Annotated in this window: 16 protein-coding genes; 11 read left to right on the top strand and 5 right to left on the bottom strand. The window is 36.9% G+C overall.

Going from position 1 to position 17,733, the window contains the following annotated elements; all coding sequences use genetic code 11:
* Nucleotides 1-545 precede the first annotated feature (545 nt).
* From Q0954_RS00305 to Q0954_RS00285, 5 genes are all read left to right on the top strand, one after another.
* Nucleotides 546-1,271 (top strand): glycosyltransferase family 2 protein, encoded by a 726-nt coding sequence (locus Q0954_RS00305; RefSeq protein WP_299452161.1) that lies wholly within the window; start codon nt 546-548, stop codon nt 1,269-1,271.
* Nucleotides 1,272-1,482: 211 nt separating this feature from the next.
* The gene (locus tag Q0954_RS00300) at nt 1,483-2,340 is read left to right on the top strand and encodes a cyclopropane-fatty-acyl-phospholipid synthase family protein (RefSeq protein ID WP_299452159.1); all 858 of its coding nucleotides are present in this window, start codon (nt 1,483-1,485) and stop codon (nt 2,338-2,340) included.
* Nucleotides 2,341-2,457: 117 nt separating this feature from the next.
* Nucleotides 2,458-4,176: a glycosyltransferase family 39 protein gene (locus Q0954_RS00295; RefSeq protein ID WP_299452157.1), complete on the top strand. Its 1,719-nt coding sequence runs from the start codon at nt 2,458-2,460 to the stop codon at nt 4,174-4,176.
* Nucleotides 4,177-4,334: 158 nt separating this feature from the next.
* Nucleotides 4,335-4,991, top strand: coding sequence for a TetR/AcrR family transcriptional regulator (locus Q0954_RS00290; protein ID WP_299452156.1), 657 nt, complete (start codon nt 4,335-4,337; stop codon nt 4,989-4,991).
* 306 nt (nt 4,992-5,297) lie between these two features.
* Nucleotides 5,298-5,771, top strand: a complete 474-nt coding sequence (locus Q0954_RS00285; protein WP_299452153.1) for a hypothetical protein — start codon at nt 5,298-5,300, stop codon at nt 5,769-5,771.
* Between the two features lie 63 nt (nt 5,772-5,834).
* On the opposite strand, the gene porV is transcribed toward Q0954_RS00285, so the two are convergent.
* Nucleotides 5,835-7,037 carry a type IX secretion system outer membrane channel protein PorV gene (gene porV, locus Q0954_RS00280; RefSeq protein ID WP_299452150.1) on the bottom strand — a complete coding sequence of 401 codons (1,203 nt, stop codon included), beginning with the start codon at nt 7,035-7,037 and terminating at the stop codon, nt 5,835-5,837.
* An 896-nt stretch (nt 7,038-7,933) separates the two neighbouring features.
* Nucleotides 7,934-9,160, bottom strand: a complete 1,227-nt coding sequence (locus Q0954_RS00275) for an oligosaccharide flippase family protein (protein WP_299452148.1) — start codon at nt 9,158-9,160, stop codon at nt 7,934-7,936.
* 319 nt (nt 9,161-9,479) lie between these two features.
* Between Q0954_RS00275 and Q0954_RS00270 the strand changes: the two genes are divergently transcribed.
* Together Q0954_RS00270 and Q0954_RS00265 are read left to right on the top strand one after the other, a co-directional pair.
* A complete protein-coding gene (locus Q0954_RS00270; protein WP_299452146.1) occupies nt 9,480-10,031 on the top strand; it encodes a SiaB family protein kinase in 552 nt (183 codons plus the stop codon).
* Between the two features lie 203 nt (nt 10,032-10,234).
* The gene (locus Q0954_RS00265) at nt 10,235-10,663 is read left to right on the top strand and encodes a DUF1987 domain-containing protein (protein WP_002697598.1); all 429 of its coding nucleotides are present in this window, start codon (nt 10,235-10,237) and stop codon (nt 10,661-10,663) included.
* An 80-nt stretch (nt 10,664-10,743) separates the two neighbouring features.
* Here Q0954_RS00265 and Q0954_RS00260 read toward each other — a convergent pair whose 3' ends face one another.
* The 3 genes from Q0954_RS00260 to Q0954_RS00250 form a co-directional block, all read right to left on the bottom strand.
* Nucleotides 10,744-11,547 carry an arylamine N-acetyltransferase gene (locus Q0954_RS00260; protein WP_299452142.1) on the bottom strand — a complete coding sequence of 268 codons (804 nt, stop codon included), beginning with the start codon at nt 11,545-11,547 and terminating at the stop codon, nt 10,744-10,746.
* 176 nt (nt 11,548-11,723) lie between these two features.
* A complete protein-coding gene (locus tag Q0954_RS00255) occupies nt 11,724-12,128 on the bottom strand; it encodes a VOC family protein (protein ID WP_299452140.1) in 405 nt (134 codons plus the stop codon).
* Between the two features lie 133 nt (nt 12,129-12,261).
* Nucleotides 12,262-12,747, bottom strand: a complete 486-nt coding sequence (locus Q0954_RS00250; protein ID WP_299452138.1) for a DNA starvation/stationary phase protection protein — start codon at nt 12,745-12,747, stop codon at nt 12,262-12,264.
* A 136-nt stretch (nt 12,748-12,883) separates the two neighbouring features.
* Between Q0954_RS00250 and Q0954_RS00245 the strand changes: the two genes are divergently transcribed.
* The 4 genes from Q0954_RS00245 (at nt 12,884) to Q0954_RS00230 (ending at nt 17,720) form a co-directional block, all read left to right on the top strand.
* Nucleotides 12,884-13,825, top strand: a complete 942-nt coding sequence (locus Q0954_RS00245) for a hydrogen peroxide-inducible genes activator (protein ID WP_299452137.1) — start codon at nt 12,884-12,886, stop codon at nt 13,823-13,825.
* A gap of 622 nt (nt 13,826-14,447) precedes the next feature.
* Nucleotides 14,448-14,960 (top strand): 5-(carboxyamino)imidazole ribonucleotide mutase, encoded by a 513-nt coding sequence (gene purE / locus Q0954_RS00240; RefSeq protein ID WP_299452135.1) that lies wholly within the window; start codon nt 14,448-14,450, stop codon nt 14,958-14,960.
* 391 nt (nt 14,961-15,351) lie between these two features.
* Nucleotides 15,352-16,032, top strand: coding sequence for an FHA domain-containing protein (locus tag Q0954_RS00235; protein WP_299452133.1), 681 nt, complete (start codon nt 15,352-15,354; stop codon nt 16,030-16,032).
* Nucleotides 16,033-16,046: 14 nt separating this feature from the next.
* Nucleotides 16,047-17,720 carry an FHA domain-containing protein gene (locus Q0954_RS00230; protein WP_299452132.1) on the top strand — a complete coding sequence of 558 codons (1,674 nt, stop codon included), beginning with the start codon at nt 16,047-16,049 and terminating at the stop codon, nt 17,718-17,720.
* Nucleotides 17,721-17,733: the final 13 nt, after the last annotated feature.

Below are 17,733 nucleotides of genomic sequence, written 5' to 3'. Positions count from 1 at the left end.
TAAATAATGAAAGACTTTGACGGTTCAATGATTCAAAAGACAACCTTATATATATAAGTGTAAATAATGAAAGATTTAAGTTGCGCTTATTGGCTAAAAAAAAAAGAATAACTTATAAATTACAAACTAATGTATAACTTTGCAAGTCTTTTGGAAGAAAGATCCAAAGCACTACTTATTGCTCAACTTTCTTCTAAATAATCATAAGGTTCTTTTAGGAATGGATAAGAAATAACTTTTCATATTTAAAGGTGATTTTTCCTCCTGGTATTTTATTGCTCTGGCAGTTCCGTCGGGACTGCGCGCTTTTAGCCAAAGTTCCTATTCTGGTGTATATCAAAACCTTAACTACACGATCTTTTTTAAAAGAAGTCAGGGGGAGTAAAGCATAAGAAATTTAGTTTAACGGTGTACTTAGATACAAAAAATAAGCAAAATTAGTTTGGGGTTCCCTTTCTCTTCTACTCTTTGTTGAAAAACCACAAAGTAATGAAGGTTTGCTGGCTTTTTATCATCCCCATTTTAACGGGAAAATTTTTATACAAATGAAAATTAATAAGCTATCAGTCATTATTCCAGCTTATAATGAGGAGAAAACAATTCACCTTATTCTTAACAAGGTAAAAGATGTTCAGCTGTTAGATAATATCAAGAAAGAAATTGTAATTGTTAACGACTGCTCTAAAGATGGCACTGAAGAGGCTATTCAGAAATATATAGAGGCAAATCCTGAGCTTCATATTAGTTATTTTAAACACGAAAAAAACCAGGGAAAAGGTGCTGCCTTGCACACAGGAATCCAAAAAGCCAGCGGAGAATACCTGATTATTCAGGATGCCGACCTGGAGTATGACCCCCGCGAGTATAATATGTTGCTTAAACCTGTGCTTGAGGGTTTTGCCGATGTAGTATATGGTTCAAGGTTTATGGGGCACAACCCTCACCGAATTCTCTTCTTTTGGCATACCATCGGTAATAAATTCCTGACCTTTCTATCTAACATGTTTACAAACCTTAACCTGTCAGACATGGAGACTTGCTATAAGTTGTTCAAAACTGATATGATTCAAAATATCAATCTAAAAGAGAAAAGGTTTGGGTTTGAGCCTGAAGTAACGGCCAAAGTATCCAGAATAAAAGATGTGAGAATTTACGAAGTAGGTATTTCTTATTATGGGCGGACTTATGCTGAAGGCAAAAAAATTAACTGGAAAGATGGTTTCAGAGCAATTTACTGTATCCTTAAATATAACATCTTTTCAAGAAAATAATATTACGCTTTAAGAGCTTGTTTAAAATTCATTAATTAGATCTTTTATGCGACTTTTATGATTATATTTTGTCAAATTTAGCTGTGCCGTCGGTTCTTCAAAATTTGATGCATCTAATCCGAAAACTCATCATAGAATCTCCTATGACCGAAAATTTAAACAAGCTCTAAAATTAGACACTCTAAACAATTATATTTTACTCACAACTATCATGGGTTTATTCAAAAAAAGACAAAAAAAACTTGATTCACAGGAAGTAGGCTTGGACATAGGTATGATTTTTCTCAAGTTTTTCTTAGATACAGAATACCTTCACTATGGGTTTTGGGAAAATGGGCTTGAGCCTGAAGTAAAAAACTTGCGTGCTGCTCAAATCAACTATACCAATCATTTGTTCAGTCACATTCCCGAAGGAGTAAAAACAATTTTGGATGTAGGTAGTGGTACAGGCAAAGTAGCAGAGCAACTGATAGAGAAAGGCTATAAGGTAGATTGTGTATCACCCTCCAAACGTTTGACTGCCCGGATTAAAGAATTACTGGGCAACAAAGCAGAAGTTTTTCATGGACGCTATGAGGATGTAAAAATTGATAAGAAATATGACATGATCCTTTTCAGCGAAAGCTTTCAGTATATTGACATGCAAACCAACTTTGAGAAGTCAGCACAGTACCTCAAAGAAGGTGGGCATATTCTAATTTGTGATTTTTTCAGGTATCAAGAGCACAACCATCGTCCATTGGGAGGAGGACATTGGCTAGACCAATACAAGGAAATTTTAGCCAAACATCCATTTGATATAATCAAAGATGAGGATATTACTGACAAAATTGCCCCTACAATGACTGTAGTAAACACTTTTACGATGGAAGCCATTCGCCCTTCGTTTGAACTGGGCATGGATTTATTCCAAGATCGTTTCCCAAGAATACATCGTTTTGTAAACTGGAAGTTTAAGAAAAAACTAGCAGGAACAAGAGAAAAACATTTTAAAGGCGAACGTAACGAGGCCAATTTTAAGAAGTTTAAAACTTACCGATTGATATTGTTACAAAAGCGCGCTAATTAGTCAGTGTATATATAATATGGTCAGTACCTGTAAACTTATGTTACAGGTATTGGTACTTATATCAAAAAAATTGTATTTGGCGCACGCTGCTACACAACAAAGAGACGAAAAGAATAAATGATAAAGAAGTATATAAATTATTTACCTTTTGTAGGCATTGGCATCGTATATATTGCTGGTGCTTTTTTAGATGTAATGGATATTGACGCCTCTCAATATGCTGCTATGTCAAAGGAAATGATGGAAACTGGCGAATACCTACAGGTAAAAGAGCGCTCACAAGACTACCTCGACAAACCCCCTCTATTATTTTGGGTTTCTGCTTTGTTCTTTAAGTTATTTGGCGTATCAAACTTTGTATTCCGAATTGTTCCTATTATCGCTTCTTTTATAGGCTTTTATGCTACTTATCGCTTAGGCAAACTTTATTACAATACCAGAATAGGTTATTTGGCAGCACTGGTGCTAGCCTCTTGCCAGGCAATGTTTTTAATGAACCATGACATTCGCACTGACACTATGCTCACTGCAGCTACTATATTTGCTATTTGGCAAATTGCAGAGTTTAATGAGTATAAAAAATGGCGCAATCTTATTCTTGGCTTTGTAGGCATTGGTATAGCTATGCTTGCCAAAGGTCCTATAGGACTGATGGTACCTGTGCTGGCTTTTTCGGTGCATTTTATTCTCAAACGTAGCTGGATAAGCTTTTTTCGTTGGCAATGGTTGGTAGGGCTCGTTATTGTGGCATTGATGTTACTCCTTATGAGCATTGGTTTATACATGCAATTTGATGCTAACCCTGCTTATGTAAACCATCCAGACAAAAGCTCTGGTCTCTATTTTTATTTCTGGAAACAAAGTTTTGGCAGGCTTACCGGCGAAAACACTTTTGCTTCCAATGATGCCCAAAATCCTCCTATATACTTTTTAGCTCAAAATTTTTTATGGAGTTTTCTACCTTGGGTATTGATATTTGTACCTGCCCTATTTCAAAATATTCGCCAATTATTCCGACAAAAATTCAAAATATCGCATACTGATAAGCATAAACAATTGCCAGAAGGCATTACTACTGGGGGGTTTGTGTTGCCGTTTCTAGCTTTGTCATTATCCTCATATCAGTTGCCTCACTACACTTTTGTTGTATTTCCACTGGCCGCTATTATACAAGCTCGTTATTTACATAAGGTATTGTACGAACCAGCCTACAGGAGTAAATGGATGCGGTTAAATATGGGGCTACAGATTTTTACTATCGTTATCCTTTGGGCACTGGCAATTATTCTTTCAACTTGGGCTTTTCCTTTACAAAATATACTAATATGGGGGGTAGCTATTGTAGCCCTGGCTGCCAGTGTGTATTTTCTTATTACCCAAAAAAATGCATTTCAGGCCCTTATCATGCCCTCACTGATGACTATCATGGGAGTTAACTTTTTAATGAATACCCATGTATACCGCAATCTATTTGAGTATCAAACAGGCTCGGTTATATCTAAATATGTGGCACAAACAAGAGAAATCAAGCTCCACCGTTTTTATGTATTTGGGCAAGACTTACACTTTGGTTCGCTTGACTTTTACCGTCCAGGGTTTACCAAAGACTTGGTAAACTCAAAAGATTTATTAGATTTGGCACAAGAAGGTACATGCTGGATTTATACCAACGAGAAAGGTTTGGCAGAAATTAAAAACCTACGACAAAAGGCAGTAGTGATCAAAAAACTTGAGAAATTTCCCGTATCTATGATCACGCTTCCCTTCTTAAACCCCAAATTAAGAGACAAAGAGGTGACAAAAGTATTTTTGGTGAAGTTCTCTTTAGCTAAATAATATTTTGTCTAAACTAATATATTAACAACAATCACTAAGGCCTGGCTAATATTACGAATTTAACAAATATATGACATAAGCCTAACTCCACTAAGTATACACCGTATAAAAAATAGGAGTTTTATTATTTCACATGTTCTTAAATTTATTTAGTAGCTATGCCAAAAACAGCATTTTGGAAACTACCCTTTGCGAAGCAAAATCACTTCATTGAAACTTCTATCGAAGAATTTTCAAACCAGAGCTATGAGAACGTTTCAGTCAAGTACATCAGCCAACAAATTGGAATAGCCAAAGGTACTCTTTACAAGTATTTCGAAAACAAAAAAGACTTGTACTTGTTTTTGGTCGAATATGCCATTACAAAGAAATATCAAACCATCGATCGGCTATTACAACAGTCCAGTGATGATGAACTATCTGAGGTTTTGTTACAAATCTACACAAGTACAGCACGATTTGAAGTTGATTTTCCAGTATTGAGTCGTTTTTTGTATTGTGTACACCGCGAACATCCTCACCATGAGCTAGGCAACCTCCCCCAGTTGTTAAAGAAACAAGCTTGTAACCATTATCGGGCAATCTTGCATGATCAACAACAAAAAGGCAATGTTAGGTCAGACATTCCATTGGAAATGCTGACATTTTTGGTAGTACAACTTGGCTGGGGTATTAGAGATTATTTTTTGAACAACCACCCATCAGCTTTTATTGAAAATGAAAATTCTAAAAGCAAAACAGGAACTAGTTTGCGGGAAGTCGCACATATTTTTGCCTCACAACTGACCTTGTTGGTAAACGAAGGAATAGCTTGAAAACTACTTCCATTTTATACCAAACCTACACTGTACTACTCCTTCTGCCAGTTATATCACCCTTCTATCATTTTTTCTCTCCTATAGTACTACTTTTTTGTAGTGAAACTTGCATCCTACATTTCCTTAAACTTTTTTATTAAAAAAACAAGAACTTTATACCAAAGTTACCGTTAAGACATACGGACTAAGAACGCATGAGGGTCTTCTTTGATTTATCATATAATAAAACACCCTTCAGAACGTATTAAGGATGTTTTTAATAAAATAGTACAAATTAAATAACCATACACCACAAGTAAACACATGAACAAAAAAACAAAAATCTTATTTGTTATTTACCTAATCGTAGCTCCTATTGTATACTTTATTTCTTCGGCACATACGCCAAGTAAGCAACAAAAGGTAAAACAACAATTTGTCAGCCAACTGTCAAAAAATGGAACTGACCAATATACAGCCATTGCTTTTATAAATGATAATGCAAATCAATACCAAGAGGTTTTGACCAAAATATTTAAAGGGAAGAAAATAAAAACAGTTTTTTTTGTAGCAGAACACCAACAAAAATCGGCTACCCATGCATCTTTGAACAGCCAACAAGGGATGCATATAAACAATCGTTTTTTTAGAAAGGCAGGTATAAAAATTGGTAATGATATTCCACCTATGCAACTATTTATTGTTGACAAACAACACAAATTGGTGCTTCAGAAACAGTACAATAACCCACACACCATCCAATCCAAACAATTGTTTCCTTATTTGAAAACTCTATAAAGAAAGCCCTGACTGTTAGCAGTCAGGGCTTTCTTTATAGAATAACATATATCACTACTTTTTTTAATCATCACTCTCATCAATGGTGACTTCAGGTTCACCAAAATTCACAATCATTCCTATTCTGAAAGTATCTGACAACGGGTGTTGATGCTGCGCAGTTAAAACATAAGAAACATCTACCTGCACAGCTTTATATTTTACTCCCATACCTAAGGTAAAAAAGCGACGATCACCTTTGGTGGGGTTTTCAGAAAAATAACCTAAACGAGCAGCCACTGTATTGTCATACCAATATTCTAGACCTACTGCCCAAGTAATTTCCTGCAATTCTTCGCGCCAGCCTTCTGGAGCATCAGCAAAAGATTCGACAATGCCTCTAATCACAGGTTTATCTTGAGTGCTTCCTTTAATAATTACACCTTCTGGGGTAACTACTGGAGGAGAAGGTACCAACAACTTATTGAAATCTACCCCAACCGTTAATAACTGAAGAGCGTCTAAATGCAAACCAACAGAGGTGCCTAACCGAAAGTTGGTGGGTATTACTCCTCTGATTGCTTTATTATCATACGAAATTTTAGGTCCTATGTTAGAAATATGCGCACCTACAGCCCAATCTACCGGAACGGTGCCAAAATTTCCTTCATTTTTATAAAAGACCGAAATATCCCCTGATCCAGTGGCTCCTGCCTGGTTCTGAAGTTGAGTGGCACTCAATACATCAGCACTAACATTAGAATGGATAAAGCGACCACTAACCGCCGCACTAAAATGATTAGATAATTTACGAGAGTAGGCAAAGGTAACGGCAAATTCACGGGGAGAGACTTGCTGGCTGATTTGTCCAGAGGCGTTTACAAAGTCCAAATCTCCTAAATCAAAATAACGTACTGCAATGCCCATGCTTTGATTCGGCGAAATCTTATAGTTACCCGTTAGGTGGTAGAGATAAAGCCCTTCTGTCATCACCTGTAACCAAGGGGTTTGAGCAAACGAAAACGAGGCTTTGTTGTCTATAAAAGCTAGTTTGGCAGGGTTCCAATATATGTCATTTACATCTGACTTGGTAGCCACTCCTACTTCTCCCATTCCTGTACTTCGCGCATCAGGTGCTATAGTGAGAAAAGGTACTGCGCTTCTTACTGCTCTTTGTGAAGTATTTTGCCCAATGAGGGTGGTAAAGTTTTGCCTTTGAACCTGACCATAAGCCTGAGTGATCATAACCAATGCCCATACAAATAATGTGGCAGATTTATGCAGCATTATCACAATGTTTAATTTTACAAAACAGTTTCCTACAAACAATTTTTATAGCCAACTGCTTTAGTAATCACATCCAGCCTATTATACCCGTTGGTTGATGGCTATTACTGAAGCATTGATAAAACTAAAGTTTCTTCAATACCATCAATGCTTTTAGTAACATGTCTACCCATAGAGGGGTTTAGTAAACCTTAGCAATAGCCATCTGGTTTAGCTTCAAATTTCTTTGCCTTGTCTAACTTCGAAATTTTTTCTAAAACCTGAACGCTTACTTTGAACAAATTACTTAGCGATGGATACAATTGGTTTTTAATGATTACCTGTGTTCCGAATATTAATTAACAGTAGAGGTGTATATCTATAGAGTAAGGTTTTAGAGATTTGGAAAAACTTTAAAGGATGAAATCAGGTTCCAGCCTAATATCACCTAAAATGATATTCAGATAAGCTTTTTGTAGATAATACATATTCTGAAATAGGATAACAAGTATTGCTACCAAGCCTATTTAAACAGTTGTATTATGTTTTTGTATGTGGTTAGAAGAAAAACAGATATATGCTTTTCACTATGATATTCAAAGTTAAAATATAATTACGTATGTAAGTTCGTTTCAAATATATTGTTCTTAAAGATAAAGTATTTTGTGGCATATTCATAAAAACAACTACAAATACCCTACTGAGTGCAAATATAAATACGATAAATTCAATTATATAATATATTTGCCATAAATATTTCTTATAAGCAAAAAATACAAGTGTTTATATCATCAAATCACTCTTTAATCCAAGTTTAATTACTTGAAGTTTACCCAAAACAACACTAATTGATGTGCTATAATAGTATAGAGTTGTTTGAGCAACACTCTCCCCTACAACCACTGCATAAATAAAAGTCATTCTAGTTTGCTGTTTAATTGATAAAGCTTAAAGTTAAATATAAGCCACAAAAACAATTCAGTGCAAAACAAACCCAAAACTGCCCCATACCCAGCAAAGTTATAAATCAATATCAAACTTAATATAATGTGAAAAACTGCCCCTATCATTGACAAAACAGTATATGTAAACTCTTTGTTCATAACTAACAAAACCTGGCAAGCAGGTAAATTAGCTATTGCCAACAATGGAGTAAAACTCAATATTTGCACAAAAGATGATACCTCAGACAATGCTTTACCAGCAAAAAGATACACTACTTCAGGGGCGAAAAAATAAAGTATGCCTGTAGATGGCACCACAAATACCAACATTAACTGCAAAAATCTTTTAAAAAAACGCTTCAACTCCCATAACGACTCGTTGGCAAGCTGTGCTACTCTAGGGTAAATACTTTGATGAATCACCACTACTACTTGCCGTACAATCATAAATATACGATCAACAATACTATATAAACCTAAAGTTTCTTTAGTAGCAAACAAACCCATAATAATCACCGTAGAATTAAAGGTAATAATGTTGGTAATATTTGCCACAAACAAGTGGAAGTCTTGTCTCAGTATATGATAAATAGATTGATAAGAAGGCTTATAGAAACGAACGTTGAAACGAACAATCATTATTCCCCACGCTCCCAAACCAGCAATCATACTACCCAAACCCCAAAACAAATTGATGAAAATATAGTCTGACTTTTGGCGTACAAACAGTACAACCCCTACAATTAAAAGGATTTTGGCAAATAAGTTAAAGTAAACAAGGTAGGGCATTTTTTCAATCCCTTGAAAAAACCATACAGGTAATAAAATTTGCCCTAATACAATGGCAAAACTGCCATAAATCAGTCGGCTATTATTACCCAAAAATGGGATCGCTTGCACTAATAGAAACAATAAAAAAAAAGATACCAACCCCAAAAAGATTTGTGTATAAAAAAAATCACTTACTTTTTGAAGACACTCTTTAGGTTTGGTTTTATATAAACGGGCTATTTCACGCGGGGCAGACAATGAAAAACCGTAGTTGGTAAATACCACCAGGTAAAGCATCAGGCTTTGAGCAAAAATGAGTAAACCAAAGTTGTCGGTACCTATCAAACGTATGATATAAGGATAAAGTAGCCAGCCAAGGACAAGGTTACTTAATTTCAGAAAAGACATTGAAGCGAAATTTTCAATCATCTTTTTATCAAAAAACAATATTTTACCTATATATCTCAAACTATCATTGTGATTATACTACCTGTACTATATCTACTAAAAAACGCTTAATAAAACACCGAGCACTTCACTTTAAAAACAAAATGATGGCCTGAATTTCGCACAATTTTTGATAAAACCCTTCAATATCTACCACTAGGTTACTTTTATGGGAGTGATTATGTTTAAAAACCAAAAAGCGTAGTTTTAACTTTATATATTCATATTTTTTTATGTATGTTCAATTTACGTAGCTCAAGCTGATGAATATGCAGAAAAACTATTCAAACTAGTTATACTAATGTTGGCGACCATTGATATTTGCATGGCTAATTCTTTTATGTATCATACTGACTTCCAGGTACAGGCACCTATTATTACCTACAAGGGGCCTATTACGCATGAATTAATTGCCAAAATTAAGGGTTATATTCAACGCACCTTTAAAAAAACCAAAGCCCACTACAAGCTATTAGCAATATTTATAGAGTTAGCTCAAAATGTAATTGTTTACTCAGAGGAACAAAACACATTTATTGGCAACGAATCGGTAGGCACCCTTATTATAGACGAACGAGATGATTGCTACTTACTTATTACAGGCAATACTGTAAGCAACTCCTCTGTAGAAACACTTCTCGAACGTTGCGAATACATTAATTCTTTGGACAGAGATGGACTCAGAAAGTTTAAACGAGACTTACGCAAGAAAGACAAGGATCAGAAAAATAAAAGGGCAGGTATTGGATTAGTACAAATGGCGCTGCTCTCTGGACACGGACTACAGGTAATAGCAGAGAGAATAAACGATGAATTTACCTATCTTGGGTTTTGTGTAAAAGTGATGAAATAAGCTTCATCAGACTATCACCTTGCAATCATATGCCTCAAAAGAAAGTTCCTTCCCATTTTCTATTTTTAAAGCTATTTTTTTTATATTTATGATCTAAACCTTACATTATCATAAATAATAAAATGATTATTCATTGATTATTATACCTCACCAATTAAAGTAAGATGGATAATGTATATAAAAGAATAAATAAAGGTTAGATCATGAAAGATTTGTATATAGAAGGGACCAAGGGAGTGTTTTTCACACCAACTATACGTTTGAACGCCAAAACGGGCAAGTGTGAGATTCTAGGTGAGTCATACATTGAGGATGCACCTCAATTTTATGAGCCTATCCTTAACTGGATTGATACTTATGTCAAAGAGGTTAAGGGGACACTTACGTGGGACTTTCGTCTGGTATATTTCAATACAAGCTCTTCTAAAACTATATTGAATCTTTTGCAAACACTTAAAAACTATGAAAAACAAGGAGGCAAAGTAGTAATCAACTGGTATTATCCTGACGATAACGATGATTTGCTTGCCGAAGGTGAAGATTTTATAGAAGATAGTGGTTTGCAAATTAACTTGATTCCTTATATACTTGAAGATGAAGACGAAGAAGAGGATGAATTTACCCTGGATTAAACGTTTATCAAAGAACAAAGTTAAAACAGCCCCATCAGTATTTTTATTGATGGGGCTGTTATGTTATCAAAGATACTGTTTTATTTTGCTTTGATACCAAAAGGTGGTTGATATGGCTGATGCAAGACAATGCTAAACTGCTTTTGTAAAACCCTCAAAAACTCTTGCTCGTCGGCTAGTGCAACTACGGTTTGTTCTTTGCCCACGCGGGTTTTAAAGTTCAAATCACTCAAAGTGATTCGTCCTTTTGGGGTAGAAACAGAACAAACCCGATTGTGTGTAAAATGGGTATCAGGTGATGTTTGCATATAATGACAAGCATCTTTAAAATCATCTAGTTGGCGAGGGATTAAGGTAAACTTCCACCAATGCTTATAATTCGCACCTTCATCGTCCGATACAGCATATTGATAATATGTCTCATCTAGTTGCTTTAGGCAATAATACCGCCCTTTTTGCACTTGGACTTTGTCTGGTACAAACTCAATCGGATAAACGAAGTTATCACCAAACCCTACATCTACCAACCATCTTTTACCCTCTAACGTCACCAAATTAGTCAAATGCCCTAGTGGTATACCATAGTCGCCCTGATCGTTGATGACAGCAGCTGCCAATATAATAACATCAAACCCTAGTTGCCTAAGTGCCCAATTGAACAGACCATTTAACTCAAAACAAAAACCTCCTCTATTCTCATTTACTATTTTTTGGTAAAACATTTCTATGTCTACCTCTATGTAACGGTTGTAATGAATGTCGAGATTTTCGAAGGGTACTTGGTTCATGTGGGCATAATGAAGTAACCTTAAAGTTTCTAAATTAGCCAAAGGCATTTTGCTTCCTTTAAAACCTATTCTATAAAGGTATTTGTGTAAATCCATTGCGTTGGTTTGCCTTAGGAATGGTGAGAAATTAAATTACCATTCTTGAGGTAGAGGTTTTGTTTTGAGACGAGGCTATTTTTTGCGCCCATAGCAGCGCTACGGGCAATAAAAATAACGAAGTATCAAGGCGAAAAATCACCCCTTAGAGTGTAAATTTATTTTTGAACAATTCCTTATATATTTTTGGTCAGGTTACTTTCATTATTTTGTACCCGCCAAGGTGGGTTAATTCGGTTTTCGCCTGCATAATAAAGACATATGACATTGCCATCAGGGTCGTTGATATGGGCTTCGCGCCAAAGGTAGCGCTTGTTGGTGGGCAACTCGGTAAACTCTAGCCCCTCAGTTTGTAACTTGGCTACCTTAGCATCTAAATTGTCACATTCAAAATATACCTTCGTACCATTTTGTGGGATCGCTTCATTGCGGAGGGCTACCGAAAAAGTAGCCTGCCCCTGGTGCACTAAAAAGCGGGCATAGTGGGGAGTATCTACTATAAGTTCAAGCCCCAATGTAGTATAAAAATCAACTGACTTTGCAATATTAGTACTCGATACTGTAATTTGATTTAGGTTCATAGTTATCAATGTTTATTATCATGGCTCACATCAAGCGTGTGATTTGTTTTAAAAAAATCCAACCTAAACAGTTTAAACTGTCTTTGTCAAGGCATTGTCGGCTTGTATTCTATTGAATGGCAATGACACCATATCAGCTATTATTTAACCAGGCAGAAAACATCCAAACTGTTTTTTCTTGAGTGGCAATAAAGTCACTCAGCATGGCCACGGTTTCTTCATCGTGTAAATTGGCAGCATGCTCTAATGCTTGACGCTCTATGGTAATAAGTGTTTGCATGCTTTGTATTAACATGTTTACTGCTTCTTGGTCTTCCAGTACGTTTTTGCCTTCAACGATTTGGGCATGCTCCAAATAATCAGAAAAAGCATGTAGAGGAGTAAAACCCAAAGTAAGTATACGCTCGGCAACTTGGTCTATCTTTTCCTGGGCATCGGTATACAACTCTTCAAATTTAGTATGTAACTCAAAAAAGTTTTTTCCTTTGATATTCCAGTGAAAACCACGCAGGTTTTGGTAATGAATCTGGAAGTTTGCCAATAATTGATTCAGGTCATTTGCCAACTTTCCGGCTTGTTCTTTATCCAAGCCTATCAGGTTTAGTTCTGCTGTTATCATGAGTTATATATATTAAATTAATAGATTTTATTTATCACAAAACTAATTTTTATAGATTCACAAATCAAATCAATAATTATTATGTTTTCATAGAGGTAAACTATATTTGTGAATAGATTAAATCATTAGCAATATTATGGTAAGCCTTATACAACTTGAATATATAGTAGCAGTAGACACTTACAGGCACTTTGCTACTGCTGCAGAGAAGTGTTTTGTTACACAGCCTACCCTCAGCATGCAAATCAAAAAGATGGAGGAAGATTTAGGAGTCGTTGTATTTGACCGCAGCAAACAACCAGTAGTACCAACTGATGTGGGCAAATTGATTATTGAACAAGCCCGAAACACGCTTCGTGAATCAAGCAAAATTCAAGACATTGTACAACAGTTTCAGAACAATGTAACAGGTGAACTTAAGGTAGGTATTATTCCAACATTAGCACCCTATCTACTGCCTTTATTTGTGGGTAGCTTTACCAGAGAATACCCCAGTATACAGCTCCAGGTATATGAGCTACTTACCGAAGAAATCATAGATCATTTGCAAAAAGATTTGCTGGACGTAGGTTTGCTGGTCACCCCTTTGCGGGAAAAAGGAATGGTAGAAAAGCCTATTTTTTATGAAGAGATTATGGTGTATACCAGCAAAGACCACCCTATTTTAACCAACCAACAGTTACGCCCTAAAGACATTGCCAGCGAAGAGCTTTGGATGCTAAATGATGGGCATTGCTTTTATAATCAGGTGGCCAACTTATGTGGGTATCAGGAACAAGCCCAAAAACAACAAACTTTTAACTACAGGAGTGGTTCACTGGAAACTCTCAAAAAAATGGTAGAAGTAGAAGGTGGGTTTACCTTACTGCCTGAACTTGCCACGCTGGATTTACCGACAGGCAAACAAGCCCAAATACGCCGTTTTGACCCCGAAAAGCCCTTACGTGAGGTTAGCCTGGTATATGTACGCAACTTTGCCAAAATCAAACTATTAGATTTGTTGTTCGAGCATATTGCCCAAAATATACCACAAGATATGCACAACAAAGATAAGGGTAAAGTAACTGAATGGAGGTAATTATTGGTAAATGTGAGGCTCACGGTGTAGGCAAAAATTGGCTGTTTTATTTTTAAGGGAGCAAACAAGAAATAACCTACCCATTTTGTAGCTGCTCTTTTGCCCTGAGACTTTGTTACTTTTTGCAGCCGTAGCGCTGCTATGACTTTAAAAAGTGCCGCGTCTCAGAATAAAAAAGCTAGCAAAGAACAGGTATCCTATTTTTTAATTGCTCCCTAACAGTAAAACAGCGCTTGCTTTAAGCCCAATTATAAGCCAGATTAAAAAAGCGATTTTGTAATCCTTCGTGAACTTTCCCTCAATTCATCTATATTTGCGTCCTGTCTTAAACACTTCTTTCAATTGAGTTGTAGGATTTTTTGTATCCAGTGACTTGTTTAAAAGTCAGAGTCTGGGCTAAAAAAGTAATTTTCAATTCCAAAGACAGGCTTTAAGCAAGCGTTAAGGTTAACCAGTGGGAAAAATCTACACTTGATGATTCCTTTGGAGCCTCACTCAAAAACAAGCTTATAACTTAGCTATAGGGGTAACCTGACCATAAGTTTGCTACAAAACACACTGGGTATGAAGGAGTCAAACAAGTATTGATGCCTTACAACTTGCATTATTTTAAACAAATAAAATGAGCGAAACTACTACTCCTCAAATAGGTATCATTATGGGCAGCAAGTCAGACCTGCCCGTGATGCAAGAAGCGGCCAACATACTCAAAGAACTGGGTGTGGCTTATGAAATAACCATTGTATCAGCACACCGTACCCCTCACCGTATGGTAAACTATGCCGAAAGTGCCCACACAAGAGGGCTTAAAGCTATTATAGCTGGGGCTGGTGGAGCTGCTCATTTGCCTGGCATGGTGGCCTCTATGACTACCCTGCCCGTGATTGGTGTACCTGTAAAATCAAGTAACTCTATAGATGGTTGGGACTCCATATTGTCAATTTTGCAAATGCCCAATGGTGTGCCAGTAGCTACGGTGGCGCTCAATGCTGCCAAAAATGCGGGTATTCTGGCAGCCCAAATGGTAGGTGCTTTTGACCTCAATGTACAAGTCAGCCTACAAAACTATAAAACAAGCCTTGCCAATAAAGTAAAAAAAGACGCACTAGAGTTGGGTGGTAAAGATGAATTTTAGCATCAGTTGTAAAATCAAATAGCGATCTAACCCACAATATTTCAAGTTTAGATGAGCCCTGAGCTTTACCTAAACTACCTAAAACAATTGAAAGCTTTTAAAATCTGATTTTTTCAATTAATTTGAATTATATTTAGTTATACTAAGATGAAAGTGATTTTAGGATTTACAGGATTGATTAATGTTGGTATTCAGGCAATTAGTCAAAATCCATCCTCAAAACCATTTTTGTTTAAGTTACAAGCATTTAGCAACAAGCTTCAAGTATACATATATAAAAAGAGTCTATTTTTATGCTTTGCAAAGAGATAAAAAAATAAATAACACTTCGCTTGAAGCTTGCTACTAGATAACACCTACGCAATCAAACACCAATTAATGATTTAAAACTATGAGCGAATTTAAACCTTGTGGCTGCGATAACGGCTACTTTTTTCCATCTAACCTTGACGAATGCCCCTATTGCGAAGATGGACAGGGTGGTGGCAATGTTCAGGAAATGCCTCCTTCTCTGCCTAACATGGGCAATCAGGGTTTTGACGATGACAACGACTTTAATCCTGGCCAAGGGGGTGGCTTTGGTGGTTTAGACAAAACCAAGCTTGACACTGGCGGAGGAGGAGGTATGTTTGGAGGAGGTTCGCCACAAACCGAGATTTTTGGTAACTCTGGTGGTGGAGGTGGAGATTTAAGTCGTACTCAGATTTTTGGTGGAGGCGGAGGATTTGACCCACAACCCAACTTTCCACAAGTACCCCAGCAACAGGGACGTAAAATGGTAGGCTGGTTGGTGTCTTTTACTATAGACGAAAATGGTGTAGATTTTAAATTATATGAAGGACGCAACATTATAGGTGCTGATGGTGCTTGTGACATTACTATTTCGGGCGATCAGGCGGTATCGGGTAAACACTTGACCATATTACACCGCATGGGGCACTTCAAATTCAGGGATGAGTTTTCTACCAATGGAACCTTTATCAATGATATATTTGTAGAAGAAGGTACGCTCAAAGATGGTGATGTGATACGTATAGGAGAAACTATTTTCAAATTCAGAAGTATTGCCTAATAAACTTTTAACTAATGGAATTTACAATGATGAAAAACGTGCTTAAGAAGTATGCTTGCTTGCTTTGGTTAGTGGCAGGCTTTGGTTTACTCGGTTCGCAATCGTATGCTCAACGTATCAATGTTACAAAAATAGATACTGCAGCTTTTCCTGAATTAAAAGTAGAACTACAATTGGTAGGTGCCGATAAAGCCGTAAAAGACGACTTTAAAGTATTAGATGAGAAAAACCCCACCGAACCTATTTCTTTTAACCTGACAGCTCCCGAAAAAAAAGATAGTATTGCTAAAAAGAAAAATCGGGCAATCCTGTTTTTGGTAGACGCATCAGCAGTAATGAACGGCAACCCTATTGCCAGTGTAAAGCGTGCCCTGACCAATAGTTTGGGGGTACTTACACCTGACGATAAAATTCAAATCGCCTACTTTTCTGACAGTGATCAACTATCTTATTTGTCGCCGGATTTCACCAATAACTTTGCCTACTTTATTGACGAAATCAGAAATAAAATTGCAACCCAACAAGATACCAGCAATACTCCTGTATCTAAGGTACATGCCTCTATCTATCATGCGCTTGAAGTACTGGATGAAACCGAGTTGGAAGGGCAAAAAATATTGATGGTATTGTCAGCAGGTAAGAACAAAGGAAGCTCATTCAGTTCTACTGAATGCATCAAAAGAGCTAATCACTTTAAGATTCCTGTCTACTCAGTTACTTACCAATTAGACAACAAGCCACCCGATGACTTAAGTCGCATTAGCACTACTGTAGAGTTTGAAGGGATACCCAAAGGCGAAAGAAGTAGAATAGTAAAAACTTCCAGCGAAATTCAACGCGCCATCAGCGATTTTTTCTCTATTAGAGAAGAGATCATAGAAAACCAAGGCATTAACGTAATGCTTACCTTTGACACTGAAGCTGCAGCTGACGGAAACGAACATAGCTTTGAAATTCGCTATAAAAACGAGAGCAAACGGGTCACTTACTTTTCACCTTTGCGCCCAAATACGGGTGGTAACTTTTTTCGTAAATACGGTATTTTTATCATCATTGCAGCAGGCGCTTTGCTAGGCATATTGGTGTGGTTTGTGCACAGCCGCAATGTGCGACGTGCCGAAGAAGAACGCATTGCAGCCGAAGAAGAAGCCGAAGCGGCTGAACAAGCAAGAATTGCGGCCGAAGCTGCTCAACGCCAAAAACAGGAGGCTATGATTAGAAAACAACAGGAGGAAGCAGCCAAACAAAGTGCCGCAACTGACCAACGTCTTAAATCGCTTGAAGAACAAAACATTCGCTTGCAGGAACAAGTAAGGGCTCAGCAACTCAACGCACAAAACCATCAGCCAACCCCGATTGACCCTAAGTTTGACATGAAACGTACCGTTATCTCTGGTGGCGGTGGTGCACCCACTTTGATGGTTTCGGCAGGGAGCTTTAGCCATAGCTTTTCGCTCAATAAACCTAAAATGTTTATCGGACGATCAGAAGACAATGACATCACCATACCTACTCAAACAGTATCAGGACAACACGCTACCATTACCATAGAAAAAGGTAGTTTTTACCTCACCGACCTGGGCAGTACCAACGGTACTTTTGTAAATGGCTCACGGGTGTCAAGAACAATTTTAAAATCTGGGGATATGATTAAATTAGGTGCGGCAAACCTTAAGTTTCATATTTAAACAGATGGAAGGA

Origin of the sequence: uncultured Microscilla sp., from assembly GCF_947493425.1 — a bacterium.
Classification (GTDB): Bacteria; Bacteroidota; Bacteroidia; order Cytophagales; family Microscillaceae; genus Microscilla.
The sequence above is the reverse complement of the archived record's forward strand: the minus strand, read 5'-3'. Positions and strand labels throughout refer to the sequence as shown.